17 protein-coding genes and 1 pseudogene are annotated in these 17,482 nt (G+C 42.4%); 5 read left to right on the top strand and 13 right to left on the bottom strand.

Going from position 1 to position 17,482, the window contains the following annotated elements; translation table 11 throughout:
• Positions 1-183: 183 nt before the first annotated feature.
• From ACFX4H_RS23825 to yhfH (ACFX4H_RS23805), 5 genes are read left to right on the top strand one after another with little or no spacing between them, the layout of a single operon-like run.
• Positions 184-318, top strand: coding sequence for a hypothetical protein (locus tag ACFX4H_RS23825; RefSeq protein ID WP_260088880.1), 135 nt, complete (start codon positions 184-186; stop codon positions 316-318).
• Between the two features lie 43 nt (positions 319-361).
• On the top strand, positions 362-499 hold the full coding sequence (yhfH, locus tag ACFX4H_RS23820; RefSeq protein WP_082162914.1) for a protein YhfH: 138 nt from the start codon (positions 362-364) through the stop codon (positions 497-499).
• Positions 500-528: 29 nt separating this feature from the next.
• On the top strand, positions 529-666 hold the full coding sequence (yhfH, locus tag ACFX4H_RS23815; protein WP_076372630.1) for a protein YhfH: 138 nt from the start codon (positions 529-531) through the stop codon (positions 664-666).
• A 25-nt stretch (positions 667-691) separates the two neighbouring features.
• Positions 692-829 carry a protein YhfH gene (yhfH, locus tag ACFX4H_RS23810; RefSeq protein WP_082201097.1) on the top strand — a complete coding sequence of 46 codons (138 nt, stop codon included), beginning with the start codon at positions 692-694 and terminating at the stop codon, positions 827-829.
• Between the two features lie 28 nt (positions 830-857).
• Positions 858-998 (top strand): protein YhfH, encoded by a 141-nt coding sequence (gene yhfH / locus ACFX4H_RS23805; RefSeq protein WP_082201098.1) that lies wholly within the window; start codon positions 858-860, stop codon positions 996-998.
• Between the two features lie 126 nt (positions 999-1,124).
• Here the strand turns inward: yhfH (ACFX4H_RS23805) and ACFX4H_RS23800 are convergent, their stop codons facing one another.
• The 13 genes and pseudogenes from ACFX4H_RS23800 to ACFX4H_RS23740 all read right to left on the bottom strand — a co-directional run bounded on the left by ACFX4H_RS23800 (position 1,125) and on the right by ACFX4H_RS23740 (position 17,291).
• A complete protein-coding gene (locus ACFX4H_RS23800) occupies positions 1,125-2,759 on the bottom strand; it encodes a PucR family transcriptional regulator (protein WP_377436380.1) in 1,635 nt (544 codons plus the stop codon).
• A 157-nt stretch (positions 2,760-2,916) separates the two neighbouring features.
• Complete coding sequence (locus ACFX4H_RS23795; RefSeq protein ID WP_034304894.1) at positions 2,917-3,135, bottom strand: hypothetical protein; 219 nt, start codon at positions 3,133-3,135, stop codon at positions 2,917-2,919.
• A 16-nt stretch (positions 3,136-3,151) separates the two neighbouring features.
• Entirely contained in the window at positions 3,152-4,636 is a 1,485-nt protein-coding gene (locus ACFX4H_RS23790; RefSeq protein ID WP_098185298.1) for an NCS1 family transporter, read from the bottom strand.
• Between the two features lie 41 nt (positions 4,637-4,677).
• Positions 4,678-6,096, bottom strand: coding sequence for a dihydropyrimidinase (gene hydA / locus ACFX4H_RS23785; RefSeq protein ID WP_377436379.1), 1,419 nt, complete (start codon positions 6,094-6,096; stop codon positions 4,678-4,680).
• Between the two features lie 14 nt (positions 6,097-6,110).
• Positions 6,111-7,397 carry an NAD-dependent dihydropyrimidine dehydrogenase subunit PreA gene (preA, locus tag ACFX4H_RS23780; protein WP_034304903.1) on the bottom strand — a complete coding sequence of 429 codons (1,287 nt, stop codon included), beginning with the start codon at positions 7,395-7,397 and terminating at the stop codon, positions 6,111-6,113.
• Between the two features lie 27 nt (positions 7,398-7,424).
• A complete protein-coding gene (locus ACFX4H_RS23775; RefSeq protein WP_376708701.1) occupies positions 7,425-8,783 on the bottom strand; it encodes an NAD(P)-dependent oxidoreductase in 1,359 nt (452 codons plus the stop codon).
• 711 nt (positions 8,784-9,494) lie between these two features.
• Positions 9,495-10,760: a GTPase HflX gene (gene hflX, locus ACFX4H_RS23770; protein ID WP_377436378.1), complete on the bottom strand. Its 1,266-nt coding sequence runs from the start codon at positions 10,758-10,760 to the stop codon at positions 9,495-9,497.
• Between the two features lie 271 nt (positions 10,761-11,031).
• Positions 11,032-13,155, bottom strand: coding sequence for a heavy metal translocating P-type ATPase (locus tag ACFX4H_RS23765; RefSeq protein ID WP_377436377.1), 2,124 nt, complete (start codon positions 13,153-13,155; stop codon positions 11,032-11,034).
• Positions 13,148-13,519, bottom strand: a complete 372-nt coding sequence (locus ACFX4H_RS23760) for an ArsR/SmtB family transcription factor (protein WP_048685756.1) — start codon at positions 13,517-13,519, stop codon at positions 13,148-13,150. Before ACFX4H_RS23760 ends, ACFX4H_RS23765 begins: the two co-directional genes overlap by 8 nt.
• A gap of 476 nt (positions 13,520-13,995) precedes the next feature.
• Positions 13,996-14,196, bottom strand: coding sequence for a cold-shock protein (locus ACFX4H_RS23755; protein ID WP_034304915.1), 201 nt, complete (start codon positions 14,194-14,196; stop codon positions 13,996-13,998).
• A 558-nt stretch (positions 14,197-14,754) separates the two neighbouring features.
• On the bottom strand, positions 14,755-15,945 hold the full coding sequence (locus tag ACFX4H_RS23750; protein WP_377436376.1) for a methyl-accepting chemotaxis protein: 1,191 nt from the start codon (positions 15,943-15,945) through the stop codon (positions 14,755-14,757).
• 83 nt (positions 15,946-16,028) lie between these two features.
• On the bottom strand, positions 16,029-16,448 hold the full coding sequence (locus ACFX4H_RS23745) for a hypothetical protein (RefSeq protein WP_377436375.1): 420 nt from the start codon (positions 16,446-16,448) through the stop codon (positions 16,029-16,031).
• Positions 16,449-16,461: 13 nt separating this feature from the next.
• Positions 16,462-17,291 (bottom strand): annotated as a pseudogene (locus ACFX4H_RS23740) (ATP-grasp domain-containing protein).
• Positions 17,292-17,482: the final 191 nt, after the last annotated feature.

Genomic DNA, 17,482 nt, shown 5'->3' with positions numbered 1-17,482 from the left:
CCGTGAAGAAAAATAAAAAATATACAGATGATAAATCCCTTGCCAATAGGGTTTTCACACTATGGGTGAAAAAAATTTCAAATTTTCTGTAAAATACCTATACATTTTCCAGATTCGGGTATATACTGTATTATAACAACAAGCAAACAACAAAAACTGTACTATAAAGAGGGGGAGCGAGACATGCAAGCAAATCAATCAGATTTACTCATAATCGATTCATTTAAACATTGCCCGGAATGTGGTGAAACACAAGTGGACCATTCAAATTCCTATCTGATGGAATGCGATCGCTGCCTTTCCAAACGTGAAGAATAAAGCGGCCGGAAAATATATCTAACATTAAAAGGAGGAAATCATCATGCAAATGAAAAAATCCATTGAGTTTTTTAACAATATCCCTGCTAAACATTGCCCTGAGTGCGGTGACCATATTATCGAGCATGCTGAATCCTACTTAATGGAATGTGACCGCTGCCTTTCCAGACGCGAAGACTGATTAAACCAAATCAAAAAGGAGGAATCATCATGCAAACTATAAATCCACTGGAATTCTTCAGGACACTGCCGCCTAAACAATGTTCGGAGTGCGGAACCCATATCACTGAACAAGCTGAATCTTACTTGATGGAATGTGACCACTGCCTTTCCAAACGCGAAGACTGAAACCAAATCATAAGGAGGAATCATCATGCAAACCAAAAACCCACTGGAATTCTTCAGGACACTGCCGCCTAAACAATGTTCGGAATGCGGGACCCATATCATTGAACAAGCTGAATCCTATCTCTTGGAATGTGACCGCTGCCTCTCCAAACACGAAGACTGATTAAACCAAATCATAAGGAGGAATCACCATGCAAACCAAAAACCCATTGGAATTCTTCAGGACACTGCCGCCTAAACAATGTTCGGAATGCGGGACCCATATCATTGAACAAGCTGAATCCTACCTCTTGGAATGTGACCGCTGCCTTTCCAAAAAAGATGAATATTAATAAAAGATGCTGACATCAAGGAGCTATATAGGCCATTTTGATGTCAGCATTAACCTTGTTATCTGCCTCCCTTTCTTTGCATTCAAAAAAGGATGTCCCTGGACACCCTTCAGTCTTACTATCTTTTCATCTCCCAATATATTTATCTACATACTTCCCGCTGATCTTCCTGCTGCTGTAATGTAAGAAGTCCAATGCAAAAATCATGAATTCAAGGCCTAGTCGCTTATCGGAACGCATAAAATCAGAACCTAGCAGTTTCTCCAATTTTTCAAGCCTATGATATAACGTTTGCCGGACAATGAATAATTGTTTTGATGTTTCCTGTTTAGAACCGTTACAGGCAAGGTATGTCTTCAGGGTAGGCATTAGCTCTCCATTGTTTTGCTTGTCGTATTCAATGACAGGACCTAAATATTCATATACCGTTTCCTCCAGATTGCCATGTTTATTTATGAGTGAAATCATGCGATGCATATGTAAGTCCTGATAAAAGAAGCTCCTGTCATCCTCTGGTAATGTATCCTGAAGCAGCAACGTCTCACGGGCCGTTTCATAGCTTTTATAAATCTCACTTAACCTTTGAACATGCTTACCAAAACCAATGGAAAGCAGCCCCATACGATTACGCCCGCTTACATCCATTTTCATGATTCGATCCACCGCGCTTGTAACCCTTGATTTCCAATCTTCGGATGAACGATTATCACCTAAAATAAAAACAAGATGCTGATGTATTTCCATGGAAAATATCTGAAAGCCGTACTGTTCAAAAACAGTTCTAAACATTATCTTAAAATAGGTTCCATCTAATTTTGCGGAATTTTTATTATACTTTGGGTGTTGTTTGCAAATGCAAACAATTCCGCCATCCAACTGCATTTTCGGATCAATATAGGAAAGCCTTTCCCGGATTGCTTCGTCACTATATTCACCTTCAATCCAATTTGTAAGCCAAATACTTTCTTCCGACATTTTCTTTTCTTCTATATATAACTCCCTTAATAGATGCTGTGCCAATGCGGTAGCCGTTCGATCCAAGATCAATGAATCAAAATCAGTCAACTCCCTGCCGTTGCTGCTGATGAGCAGTTCCGCATAATTTTCGCCAAGCACTTGTATCGGCTGTCCAAGAACGGTTTTATCCAATTTCCGCTTCTCTTCATATATATCCGCTACCATTTGATAGGTTGTTTTTTTCTTTATTTTTGGAATGCTGGCTATATCATTTTCATTAAAGATAAGAATAACCTGTACATTTAAATAGCTGTGGAGAAATTTTAGAATTGGTTCATAATGGTCAATTTCGAGGAGATTTTTATTTAACTGCTGTGAGTAGTTTTCTAAGTTGGAGATCATCTGATATTGTTTATTGATGATAAGGGAATGTATATCTTGCGTGATTTCCACGAAAGGGACTTCTTCATGAAATAGGATGATAGGGAATTGCCGTTCATTAGCGAGATCGATGGCACATTGCGGCACTGCCATGGTGTTGGCGCCAATCTCTATACAGAGTCCAGCTGCATCGCACTCTATTAACTGTCTTAAGCAGGATAGAAATGTGTCATCGCAGTCTTTCCACCCTAAACCGGTAGTCAGTATCAGTTCGTTTCCATTTAACAAATGGCTGATTTGCGTGACTTCCATGCAGTGGACCCACTTCACTTGACGCTTTATCCCACTGCTGCCTGCAATTATATCCGTCAGATTAAAATGCTTGCGTGTTAGAATTTCCTCGATTGTAATCGATGTATTCATCCAGCCACATCCTTTTATAAAACTGCTTTAAAATCTATTATAAACGGACACCCCTTAAATCTCCAGACACTTGTCAGAAAATCTAACGTCAAAATTCTACAAAAAACTCGAACAAAAAGGACCCATTCGTGAGGAATAGGCCCGGTCCGTAACTTACTCAATTCAACTTTTTTTTGAAAAGCAATGTAGAGAAGTATTTCCTACCTTCCGGGGTTTTGATGTTCAACTGCTTCCATTCCTGCTTCGTTCCTTCAATCAGTTCAAAATCGAGAAAAGCTCCACTTAAACTTTCGGAAACCCGGGTGATTCGATATCCTCTTTCAAGCAAAAAATCGATTTGTTCCCTTTCTAAGCGATACTCTTGATATTCGGACATTTCCATTCCCCCTTTTTCAAACGTTCTTCTTGCCGGTCGAAGCCGTAAAAACCATCTCTACCTCAAGTTCTGGACCTTTTTCAATTATCCAATCCCTTCCAACTGAAATGCCTAAATATTTCTCATCGCTCGGATCGATGATTTCAGCTTGTTCATATCGCTTGAACCACCAATACTTAGCTAATATAAAATAACTAGCACCGCCGAGAAGAAAACCGATAATAAACGAATAATTTGAAAAAATCGTGGCACCGATTCCTCCAATTACCCAAGAAATGATTCCTGCCCAATTCACTCCATTCAAGTATTTATACTGGCCTTCACTCTCATAGAGTTCTTGTACATTCACTCTCCGTTTACGAAGGAAATAGTAATCCGCTACCAGGATGCCGACAATGGATGCCAGGATTCCACCTATTATTAATAAAACTTCTATGATGATGCCGAACAGGCTCCATGGCTGAACTACTATCCCAATAACCCCCGCTACAACGACTCCCGCCCAAAATGGCATTTTAGGACCCATGACATTGGAGAAAATGGTAGCTGCGGGAATGACATTGGCCGTAGTATTCGTCGACCATTGAGCAAATACGATCATGATCAAAAGGACGCCGAGGGCAATTCCACTTGCTGATCCCTGTATGGCAACTACAGGGTCATAATTGGAAACAGCCATATAAGAAACCGCTCCGATAATCACCATGAACGTCTGGGTGATGGGATAGGTGATAATATTCCCAATTATTTGCCCCTTATTGCGCTTGAACCAATTTTTTTCATTTTTTGGTGCCTTTATATAGCGGGAAAGCGTCGGCATATCTGCAGTCAATGTGCCCCAAAATCCCATATTTGCCATAATGACGACCATGAAAGCCGTCGCGGCGGCCCCGCCAGTGACCGGACTTTCAATCCAGGACCATACCTCCCTTCCTTGGGCCACAGCCTGATCGGATAGGGTGAAATACATCCATCCAGAAATTAGAATGATGACGGGCGCCGCCAAGTCGGCGAATCGTTCAATCGACTTTATTCCCATTGCCGTGTTGACTAATTGTAAAACGGCAAAAATGAGGAAGCAGATAAACCAATTATCAAAGTCAAAAAGAGTTGTAAAGATAGCGTTCATTGCAGTGGCTCCAAAGTAAGTATTGAGGCCGAACCAGCATGACGCTACAAAACCGCGCACAACCGAAGGGATGTGGGTGCCAATCGTACCGAACGGCGCCCTCATATAGACTGGAAATGATATTCCATGTTCAACACCGATATCCCCTGTCATTGTCATCAAAAAGCCGAGAACTACACAGGCAATGACCGTTGCAAGAACGACCCAGCCTAAGGATAAACTTTGAACACCGTTCCCACCGATCGCGAAGGCAGCCAATACTACAGCCATGCCCACCCAAATGAAACCAAATCCGGCTGCACTTATGTTTTTCTCACTATGAGGTATAGGCAGCAAATCGGGAGACTTTAAATAATCTTTCTTCTCACTCATAAAAATCCCCCTAATTTAATTTGCAAGATTCCTTACCGAAGTTAGACTGTAAGCTTTTTCCCGGTATCCGGCTTCAACGCCGAATTATATTTTGCCCGTTTCAAGAATTGTCCTTTTCCAGCTTCGCCCACAAATTGTTTGTCTTTAATGACGAATTGACCTCTCGATAAAACGGAAACCGGCTCACCCGTAATTCCCATACCCTCAAACGCATTATAATCCACCGCCATGTGATGAGTATCTGCAGAAATGGCCCTTTCAACCTTCGGGTCAAAAATGACAATATCAGCATCCGAGCCTACGGCAATCGTCCCTTTCTTAGGGAATAATCCAAATAGTTTGGCAGCACGTGTAGAGGTCATGTCGACGAATTGATTCAAGGTAATGCGCTCTTTCATGACCCCTTCAGAAAAGAGGATACTCATGCGGTCCTCGATCGTTGGGCCGCCGTTCGGTATTTTCGTGAAATCTTCACGTCCAAGTTCCTTCTGTCCCTTAAAGTCAAAAGAGCATTGATCGGAGCCGATCGTTTGCAGCTGCCCCGTTTTCAAAGCATTCCATAGCACTTCCTGGTTTTTCTTCTCCCTTAACGGCGGGGACCATACATACTTAGATCCTTCAAAATGGGGCTTTTCAAGATAGGACTGGTCAAGAACCAAATATTGCGGACAAGTCTCACCCCAAATATCCACCCCTTTATTCCTTGCCTCAGTGATCTTTTCAACCGCATCTTCACAGGTGACATGAACGACATAGAGCTGGCCATTTGCCATTTCCGTCAGTTTAGCTGCACGTCCAGTTGCTTCCCCTTCAAGCTCCGGAGGCCTTGTTAATGCATGGTAAATTGGATCGGTGTTCCCTTCGGCAAGCGCCTGCTTTGTAAGATAATCGATGACATCACCATTTTCAGCATGAACCATGACAAGTGCGCCAAGTTCCTTTGCTTGCAACAAAGTGCGGTATAGCGTGGCATCATCAGCTTGAAAAACATTCTTGTAAGCCATGAACACTTTAAAGGACGAAATCCCTTCATTATCGATGATACTTGGCAACTCAGCCAATACTTCATCATTAATCTCACTGATCATTAAATGAAAACCATAATCTATGGCTGCTTTTTCATTGGCCTTTTCATGCCATGTTTCAATTGCTTTCTTTAAAGGCACCCCTTTTTCGGTCAGGCAAAAATCGATGATCGTTGTCGTGCCTCCATATGCAGCAGCGATTGTACCTGTTTCATAATCATCCTTTGTCGTTGTCCCGCCAAACGGCATATCGAGATGGGTATGCGGATCTATGCCCCCCGGAAAAATATATGCGCCTTTTGCATCAATGATTTCAGCCCCCTCAGCCGACAGATCCTTTCCAATCATTGCAATCTTCTCATTATCAATCAATATATCCGCTTGATACGTATCTGCAGCCGTTGCAATCGTTCCATTTTTAATGATTTTCTTCATATTCGACCCCTCCATCATTTTACGAAATCAACACTTTCACTGCTTATGCCCCCAAGGAACGATTGGCGTTCATTCCACGTCATTGGCGGCAATTCATTTGTCAATTCGATCATATCGATCGCCCCATCGGCCGGACAGACGATTGAGCAAAGATTACAGCCTACGCAATCCTCTTCGCGCACTCTCAAGAATGAGCTGCCTGACGTGTCCTTTAACATATCTATACATTGATGCGATGTATCTTCACACGCAATATGGCATTTATTGCAGTTAATGCACACATCATTATTAATGCGCGCAACGACCTTATAATTAAGATCTAAGTTCCCCCAGTCGGAATAGCGCGGTACGGACTTACCGACAATATCCATCACGGAGGATATCCCTTTTTCATCTAGATAATTGGACAGGCCATCGATCAAGTCTTCAACTATTCTAAAACCGTGATGCATGGCAGCCGTGCAAATTTGCACTCCAGTCGAACCCATCAGCAAAAATTCCACCGTATCCTGCCAATTTGAAATGCCGCCAATTCCCGAAATGGGAACATTGATCATTTTATTCCTTGCACACTCTGCCACCATATTCAAAGCAATCGGCTTCACAGCTGGACCGCAATATCCTCCGTGAGCACCCTTGCCGCCTACATGGGGAATCGTATTCCATGAATGGATATCCACTCCTGCCAAGCTGTTGATCGTATTGATCATGCTTATTGCATCCGCACCGCCGCGCACCGCCGCTTCAGCCGTAACCGTAATGTCGGTTATATTGGGTGTAAGCTTGACGATGACGGGCTTGGATGCAGCTTCCTTCGCCCAGTATGTTTGCTTTTCAACCAGTTCTGGAACCTGTCCCGAAGCAGCTCCCATCCCACGCTCTGCCATACCGTGCGGGCAGCCAAAGTTCAACTCGTAACCATCGACCCCTACATCTTCTATGCGCTTGATGATCTCATGCCACTTTTCCTGTTGTGGCTCAACCATCACCGATGCAATGATTGCATGATCAGGGAACCTCTTCTTCGTTTCATATATTTCCTTCAGATTCACTTCCAGCGGACGGTCCGTTATCAATTCTATATTGTTGAACCCGGCAACTCTTTGTCCATTAAAACTGACCGCTGCAAAACGTGATGAGACATTCAGGATGGGGTCACCCAATGTCTTCCAAACAGCTCCTCCCCAGCCAGCTTCAAATGCACGCTGAACTTGATAACCCGAATTAGTAGGTGGTGCTGAAGCAAGCCAAAAAGGATTGGGAGATTTAATACCTGCAAGATCAATTGATAAATCAGCCATGATAAGCCTCCTATTTTTCATAGTTATTTAAGCAATATCCACCGCTCCGCCCATCAAAATCGAATCAATTTCATAGGCTGTCTTTTTCCCTTGCTGGGCAGCTGAAACAACCATTGCCTCACCTTGGCCTTTTCCGAAGATCACGTCACCGCACGCAAAGATCTTTTCATTCGATGTCCTGTAGGAATCACCCTCCAATGTCACGACGCCATCATCATGTTGAATGCCGAACTGTTCAATCAATCCTACATACCTGGATTGGCCTATGGCACGAATGACGCCATCGACCGGAATGACGAACTCTGATCCGGAAATTTGGACTGGACGGCGCCGGCCATCTTCACCTGCCTCGCTAAGCACCATTTTTACGCACTCGATACCCGTTACCTGACCGCTTTCATCCGATAGGATCCTGGAGGGGGCAGTCAGCCAGTGAAAACCGACACCTTCTTGTTTGGCAAACTCATACTCAAAATCATAGGCAGTCATTTCCTTTTGGGTACGACGATAAATAATGCTCACCTGTTCGGCGCCTAGGCGAATAGAACAGGTAGCGGCATCGATCGCCGTGTTTCCAGCCCCAATCACCGCCATCTTCTTCCCAATGAATTTATCAGTGATTGTCCCTGTTTTCGTTGCCTTTACGAAATCGATTGCATCATAAACTTCAGCTAAATCCTCCCCTTCAATCCCAAGCTTAGGAACATCGGACATGCCTATCGCTAAAATGACCGCATCATGGTCGGCAGTCAGCTGATTTACGGAAATATCCACCCCGACCCGTGTATTCGTTTTAATATCAACATCCAAACTCTTTACTTGTTCGACTTCCCAATAAGAAATGCTCTGAGGTAAACGGAACGATACAATTCCGTAAGTATTTAATCCGCCTGGATTCTTTTCAGCTTCGAAAATGGTTACACTGTAGCCAAGCAAGGCTAACTCCCTTGCTGCAGACAAACCCGCCGGACCGCTTCCTACAATGGCAACTTTTTTGCCATTCTTCTTCCCGGCCTTGAATAGGGCTTGTTTATTTTGGATGGCCCAATCTGTGGAATAACGCTGGAGATTGCCGATCATGATCGGCTTTGTAGAATGGTTCAGGACACATGCCCCCTCACATAACTCTTCAGTCGGACATACCCGCGCACAGCTGGCACCGACAGGATTGGCCGTCATGATTGTCTTGGCCGACCCTTTAAAATTACCTGATGCTATCTTCTTGATAAAACCGGGAATATCTATTCCGGTCGGACAGGCTTGGATACATGGGGCATCATAGCAGTATAAACATCGATTCGATTCTTCCAAAGCTTCCCTTGGGGATAATCCCCTCTCCGCTTCCTGAAAGTTAATCTCTAGACCACCTTTTAACGGGCTCGTCATACTCATCCACTATTTCTCCTTCCAAACATTTATTTTGAAAAATAAAAAGGGAGGAATTGCGTGCATTCTCTCTACTATCCTCATATTTAAACGATTGAAAGCATTGCCAACATGGTTTCCATCCATTTAATCACCTAACAAGTCATGGCGATTTCCCAGCCAAGAATCTCTCATTTTGTTTATTATTTTCTCTCTCATTCTCTCACTGGCACGCCCCGGTCCCTGTTTCCTTCAAACACAAAAAGCCCCCCCTACTAATCTTAAAAACTCAAATCCTGATTATAAATCAGGGAATTGAGTATTCTTTATTCTATAATGTTGAAAAGCAAGTTACATTATACAAAGTGTAAAGTATTTCCAGGCACTAAATTTGCAATATGTAATATTCATGTTATATTTCCTAACAATAAGTGATAAACCTCGTCATTTTTCTACATCCAAACTTACTTTTCATCATACTTACTGATATTTTTGGCTGATTTGTTCCGATTACCTGCTTATCAACACTTTGTCCACATAAAAAAAAGCCCAGAAACGAAAATTCTTGGTTTCCTGGGTCTTTTCACTTTTATCCACAACTTATTCACATATTATATGGTGTTATTCTCTTTGTTTTTGCAGAACAGAGGCACTTCACCAAAAGTTATCCACATTAACGAATCGACTTTTCCACTTATCAACAACCCATTAAAAATTTATCAACAAGCAGGTTCATTCCGGATGTATAACGTATCGTTTATATTTCTCATAATCCGTTTTCTTGCACTCAAGCTTTATTCGATAACCGATTGCCTCATATTCTGTTTCCGTTATGTGACCATTTTCATTGAAATAAGAAACCAGCTGCCCTTGATCAAATGGAATCAGCATTTCACAGTGGGTATAGTCGACAAAAATATGCTTGCGAATTTGATTTATCAATTCCTCGATGCCAACTTTGTTTTTTGCTGACATATATACAGAGCCACGATTCACCTGAGGGATATCCAAATCGGTAAGGTCCGCTTTATTATACGCAAAGATCGTCGGAATCCCTTTAATGCCTATATCGTTTAAAGTCTTTTCCGTTATCTCTATTTGCTGCTCATGATTAGGATTGGAATAATCGACAACATGGATCAACAGATCCGCTTCTACTACTTCTTCCAATGTGGATCGGAATGCCTTCACTAGATGATGCGGCAATTTAGACACAAATCCCACCGTATCCGTCAATAAGAATTCCTTTTTATCCGGCAGCGGAATGTTTCGGACGGACGTCTCAAGCGTAGCGAACAGCATATCCTTCTCCAACACCTGCTTCTCGGCAGTTGGATGGAACATCTCAATCAGTGCATTCATGATCGAAGATTTACCTGCATTGGTATAACCGACTAAGGATACGACAGGGATGGCATTCTTTTTCCGTTGTTTCCTCTGCGTTTGCCTGTGTGCAACAAGGTCTTCCAGTTCTTTATTCAAAACACTTATATTTTCCTCGATCCTCCTGCGGTCAAGCTCTAACTGCTTTTCACCTGCACCTTTGTTTGTACCGACCCCGCCGCTCTGACGCCCTAATGACTCCCTTAAACCAACGAGACGCGGGAGCATATACTGCAGCTTTGCCACTTCTACCTGAAGCTGTGCTTCCTTCGTTTTCGCCCGATGCGCGAAAATATCCAGAATCAGGATTGTCCGGTCAATCACCTTGCAATCCATGTCCCTCTCCAGATTACGAAGTTGCGAAGGGGAGAGCTGGTCATTAAAAATGACGACATTAGCTTCTTTATGCTCAACTAGATTTTTCACTTCCTCGATCTTCCCGGTACCGATAAAATGTGATGAGTTCACCCGATGCAAATTTTGTGTGATGGTCCCTGCAACCTCTACCTCACATGCTTCCGTTAAATTGGCCAATTCCTCCATCGAATACTCAAAATCCTTTGAACCGTTGAGATTGACTCCAACCAAAATTGCCCTCTGCTGTAATTCCATCATTTCAAATCCCTTCCGTACATACCTTACTCCCTATATTATACTTAAACAAACTGTCATGCTGCCTAAAAGCGAGCCACATTGTAGCATACCAGGCTTCGCTTGCATAACGGTTTCTGCCCTTAGCAAAGTGTTTTTATTGGACTTCCTTTTACTTTCAACAAAAAATATGACGACCGACTATTTTTTTCAAAGTTTCACATGAAACAATTGGAAAGCTCAAAATAAAAGCTCCCTGGTGCACCTTAAGATGCACCAGGGAGCCCATATTATTCTATTCTTTTATTCTCAATAACCTAAGACTGTTCAATGTAACTAATAGCGTCGCACCCATGTCGGCAAAAATCGCCATCCAAAGTGTTAACCAGCCCGGCGCTATCAATAATAAGGCCAGGACTTTAATCACCAATGAAAACGAGATGTTCTGCTTAATGATTTTTAATGTTTTGCGGCTTAAGCGGATTGTATAAGGCAGCTTCGATAAGTCATCACCCATTAAGGCAATATCAGCTGTTTCAAGGGCTGTATCCGTGCCCGCCCCTCCCATTGCGATTCCTACCGTCGAAGCTGCCAAGGCCGGAGCATCATTGACACCATCGCCTACCATGGCCACTCGATCGTATTTTTGTTTCCATCGTTTGATGATGGTCAATTTATCCTGCGGCAATAGCTCCGCCTCAATTTCATGAACGCCAGCTGCCGCTCCAATCGCTTTTGCCGTTCCGATATTATCGCCAGTCAGCATGATCGTTTTTTCAATGCCCAAAGCATGCAATTTCCGAATGGCTTCCTTACTGCTTTCCCTTATTTCATCAGACACCGCGATGATTGCAAGGAGCTTCACTTGATCGCCAAGCACCATCACCGTTTTCCCTGTATTTTGATAGCCGCTGATTAATTTAAGCACATCATCAGAGAAAACGAAACCTGCCTCTTCCACAAAAAGGTGGGGTTTACCAATGTAATAGATTTCTTGATGGATTTTCCCTTTTATCCCTTTACCCGTGATTGCAGTAAAATCCTCTACCAATAAAGAATGATAGTCCACATCGTTGGTTTCCGCCTTTTGAAGAATGGCCGTGGCAAGGGGATGCTGTGATCTGCTTTCTAAAGCAGCGGCGATAGCCAGCACGTCCTGTTCATTCAACACATCAGATAACATTTTGAAATCGGTCACCTCAGGTACGCCCTTTGTTAAAGTACCCGTTTTATCAAACGCGATTGCCTTTAAGGCTCCCGCTTCCTCCAAATGGACCCCGCCTTTAATCAGCACACCATGTTTCGCAGCATTTCCGATTGCTGTCACGATGGCGATGGGCGTAGAAATGACCAAAGCACAAGGACAGCCGACAACCAGTACAGCCAATCCCCGATAAATCCATTCACTCCAATCCCCGTTCACCACGATCGGGGGTAATACCGCAATGGCCAGGGCAATGAGCATGATGGCCGGCGTATAAAATTTTGCGAATTTATCCACGAAGGCTTGGGAAGGAGCCTTTTCGGCCTGTGCTTCTTCAACAAGGTGGATGATTTTTGCAATCGTCGTATCCTCGACCCGCTTCGTGACCACCACTTCGAGCAGCCCTTCACCATTTAGGGTTCCGGCAAATACTTCACCCTCAACCGTTTTAAAAACCGGCTCGGATTCACCAGTAATGGCTGCTTGATTAAGTGTCGAGGCGCCCTTCATGATCCGGCCATCCATTGCAAGTTTTTGACCAGGTTTAACGATCATGATGTCGCCCACTTCAATCTCATCAACAGCAACCATCATTTCATGATGCCCTCTGCGGATCAAAGCTTCTTTAGGTGCGATGTTCATTAATGATTCGATGGAATTACGCGCCTTATCCATTGAATATTTTTCCAATGCTTCACTTATCGCAAATAGAATGACGACGGTCGCGCCCTCGCCCCATTCACCAAGCACGGCCGCCCCGATGATGGCAACCGTCATAAGGGTGTGCATATCAAAGCGAAGCCTTACAAGGTTTTTCAAACCATTGACAAATAATGAATATCCTCCAACTATGATTGCAGCCGCATAACCGATTACCGGCATGATGCTTCCATCAGCATATCGATTATCCAATATCCAGCTGATCAGCAATAAGATAACCGAAAACACCACTTTAATATTTTCTTTTTGCTTCCAAAATGGTTCTTTTTGAGTTACCTGTTCCTGTTCACCGCGGATCTTCAGGTTATCGAAAGCTCCCGCCTTTTCAATCTGTTCAATGGTCGCGCTGCCCTGTACCGATATCTTCGAGGCGCCAAAGTTGATTTTGGCATCCTTCACACCCTCTAGTTCACGGACATTGTTCTCGAATTTAGCCGCACAATTCGTGCAGGATAGACCCTGGATACGATATGTTTTCATTGGGGACTCAGCCATCGGCCCTTACCTCCTGCTGATGTTCTAATGCAATGAGAATCAATTGCTTAATATGGTGATCATCCAAAGAATAAAAAGCCAACTTACCTTCTTTTCGATATTTTACGATTGCATGTTTATAAAGGGTACGAAGATGATGTGACGTCGTCGCCATCGAAGCACCAATGATATTGGCCAGATCGCACACACACAATTCCTCGTCCGTACAGAGCGCATAAGCTATCTTCGCCCTATTTTCATCGCCTATAACCTTAAACAGCTTCGACATGCTGGATATATCCACCTGGCCCATTTCCTCTTGAATGCGATTGACCTTCACTTCATCATGCAGGTGAACATCACATATATCTTTCAGTTCCGTCATCTTCTCACACCTCTCATTCAAATCTTCGTTTGATTATAATATAACATAATTCCCTGAATATTCAAATCCATATTTGAATGTATAAGAATCTTTTCCACTTCCCAAAGAAATTAATGAAAGTGCCCATATGTTTTTATATGTGGGCCATCGTTTTTTTGTTTCCCTTTTTGCTAACAAAAAGGTCATGCTGCCCTCTTCCCTGATCTTCAGGCGAAAAAAAGAAGGGACATAAATTGCTTTACGCCCCTTCAATCAATGATTTCAGTAATTACCTATCGTTACCTTGATACGTATAATATATTTAATTTAGTATTTTTTAGAAAAACTATGATATACTTAGTCAAACCTTTTTAAGCGTTTTACTTTACTTGTACCATTTACCCTGCTTATCGTTTAGCAGGGTTTTTTGTTATGTATTTTCACAAAACAAAAAAGACGGACCCTTTAAAAGGATCCGTCTTTTTTTGTTATTGAAATTATGCTTTTTGAACGTTAGAAGCTTGAGGTCCGCGTTGACCTTGTTCTACTTCAAAAGTAACTTCTTGGCCTTCGTCTAAAGATTTGAAACCTTCGCTTTGGATAGCTGAGAAATGTACGAATACGTCGTCTCCGTTTTCGCGTTCGATGAATCCAAAACCTTTTTCTGCGTTAAACCATTTTACTTTACCTTGTTCCATTGTTGTTGCCTCCTAGTGCATCTAAGCACAATGTATTACTATCCTTGCTCTAAGTCATCATCGAAAACGAAAAGTAGTACTTTTAGTATCCTTAGTACCGAACAAAAATAATTAAGACTAAGCATAACATTAAATGGTAGCGATTGCAAATAGTTTGGGGAAACTTTTTTCCAGCAATTTTTAATACTCTCTAAATTCTATTAAAAATCGAGCAGTAACCAAAGTGGCTATCTATTACAGCCCTCGGCCAACATGAACGTTCACATGCATCACCCAAACAGAAAAACTGTAGATAAACTCGATATTTTCTGCATTTTTTTGAGGGAGTGTAAAACGGAACGTTGATTTCCTCTCCAGGCACTCGCTTTCCGCGGGCGGTCCCCCCTCGGCGTGCTTAGCGCCTGTGGGGTCTCCCTTGGACCCGTTTTCCCGCAGGAGTCTCGTACCTTCCGTTCCAATCAACTATGTTTAAAAAACTCAGATAGAACCCATTTTATCTCCAAAAACCTCCCGTAAACAAAATTAAGAAAGGTTTTTGTAGATGTTTACATCAAATATTTATTTTTCCGTAATGAACTTTTCTACCATTTCTTCTAAAATCGCCGATTCTTTTGCTAAATCTTCATTTTGTTCCTTCAATCCAGCCATTATGGTACTTTGTTGAATGGCAGCTGCCGAGATTTGCTCCGTTGTTGCGACTCCTTCTTCGGAAATCGCTGCAATTTCCTGTATGGATGCCAGGCTTTCATCCGAAGACTCATTGATTTTTTTCGAATGGGCGGCCAATTGTTCTGTGCCTTTCAGCAATTTCTCTACGGATTCGAATATCTTATTGAAAATCTCGCCATTGTTTTCCACTAAGGAAACACCATTTAGTATATCCTGAAAACTCTCATCATTATTTTGGATGACTTTGGCTGTTTGATCATTAATCCGCATAATCGATTCTGAAATGATATCGATGGATTCATCGGTTTGCACAGCCAATTTTTGCACCTCTTGAGCGACTACGGCAAAACCTCTGCCAGCATCACCCGCCCGTGCCGCTTCTATGGACGCATTCAGGGACAGCAGGTTCGTTTGGGAAGCAATCACCCTTATTAAGCCAATCACTTCATTTATCTTCACTACATCCTCTTCCAGGCTCACCAAATTGGCTTTATTCGCTTGGCCGTTTTCCATGATTTTATCCATCTGGCTCGTTACATCTTGCACTTGTTTACTCCCTTGTTCAGCAAGTGTATTTGCATGCATCGTAAATTCATTCATTTCATTCGTTTGCTCGTTCATTAAACGGATCGTATCCGTTAAGTCACTGATCATATTGGAAATCCGGTCAATATGATGGGCACGTTCTTCCGAAACCCTTGCTTCTTCCGTTGTCCCCGTCACTATCTGGCCATAGGATTCCACCATCTCTTCAAAGGATTGCTGAATGGAAACTGTCGTTTGATTCATCGTTTGGGCGTGTTCACGGACATTCTGGATAATATGGGACAAACTTAATCTCATATCTTCGAATCCATTTGACAGATCGCCAATCTCATCCTCTCTGCCAACGGGAATCGATTTACTTAAGTCCCCTTTTGCCATTTCATTCGTGTAACCAACAAGTTCATTGACGGGTCCCGAAATCTTTTTCCCGATGACAACGGCGCATAGCACACCCAATATAACGGCACTTGCAAGAAATAAGATATTATAGAATATCATTGTGCTTTTCAATTCATCAATGAAGCTTGCATCCATATCGATTCCGACAATCGCGTCCGTTCCTTCGATTGGCGTAAAGTACGACTTGTGTGTTCCCCACTTATCTTTATATATTTCACTCAGACGTCTTCGCTTCCATTTATCGATTTTGCCTGTTCCGGTGTGAAGGGGGATTCCACCATATAGTCATCGCTGCCGCTCAAGGCTACAATCATGTCGGCATCATTCTCCCGCTTCAAAACATAAACATATTCAATTCCCTTTTTATCTTCAACAAAGGCATCCAGTTTCCGCTTAATCTCTTCGCCCCGTTCGGAAGCCTTGTTTATCAAAGTGGGATTTAGGCTCGCTGCTAAACTGTGGGCATTTTCAGAAAGGCGATCATCGAATTGCGGAAGGACATTCTCATTGATCATTTTATTAGTAATATAGGAAAAGCAAAGGCCCATGGCCCCTGCGAAAATCACGAAAGGAATAATATAAAACAAGAATAGTTTTGCCAATAGAGATTTTTTAGGATTCAGCTTTGAAAATCTCATTTCCATGCCCCCCTTAGTTGAATACCAGGTTTTTTATAGTCAAATATGGTATTAAATCCAAATGAAGCAATTGGAGATTTTCATTCAAATCCTCACTTCTATAAAAGATGATGGCCATGCTCCGGTCATTTTGAAAAGGAAGCTGCCTATATTCCAAAACTTGTTCGAATTCATGACGGAGTCCATCATGATCAATACGTGCAACACCTTCCTGATTTATTTCAAGCGGAACCTCTGCAAAGAAAAAGCTATATATTCGATCGTCCATCTCTTCCAATATCCGGTTCCAATCGGGTTTCGTTCCTGAAAAATAGTGTTCATACATATTCATTCCATAGGCATGGTAACCTAGATCCGTTGTACCCGCCCCAGCAAAACGCAGGGGATTGATTTCGATGGGTATCACCCTGTTTTCCTTTTTGCGGATTTCAAAGTGTACAGGATAATTCCTAAGCGGAAGGACCGTTTGGATATTCTTCATGAACTTCAGTGCATCATTATAGATTTCAACAATGGCCAACTTCGAAGTATAATAGTATCGTAATCATCCTTGAATAATCGTTTGAAGACATTCAAAATGACCGGTTCACCATCTTGATTGTAATAACCATCAATGGCATACTCTTCACCCTGAATCCACTCTTCTATCAAAACGGTCTGGGATCCGACCACTTCTGAATCATATAATCCACCCGAATGAAGTAAATCCACTTTAAGCTGGTTCACGGCTATATCCCAATCCTGTTTATTCTTGACTTTGTGCACACCTACACTGGAATAGCCAATATTGGGTTTGATAACTACCGGAAACGGTATTTGATTTATATCCAGCTCACTTATCATGGATAAATCTATATCTTGGAAATAGAAATCAGGATATAAAGATTTCGTCAAATTTCGCACCTGGCTCTTATCCTTCAATAACTTTGACCAAATGTATTCATTGCTATCCGGTTGAAAATGCCCTAATAGTGTTATGCCATTTTCAGAGTTTGTAAGAATTCTTTTGTCCTTTTCCATGGACTTGAAAAATT

The sequence above is a fragment of the Peribacillus sp. YIM B13477 genome (assembly GCF_042787955.1).
GTDB classification, from domain to species: domain Bacteria; phylum Bacillota; class Bacilli; order Bacillales; family DSM-1321; genus Peribacillus; species Peribacillus frigoritolerans.
Note: the sequence above shows the minus strand (reverse complement) of the source record. Positions and strands in the feature narration are given on the sequence as shown.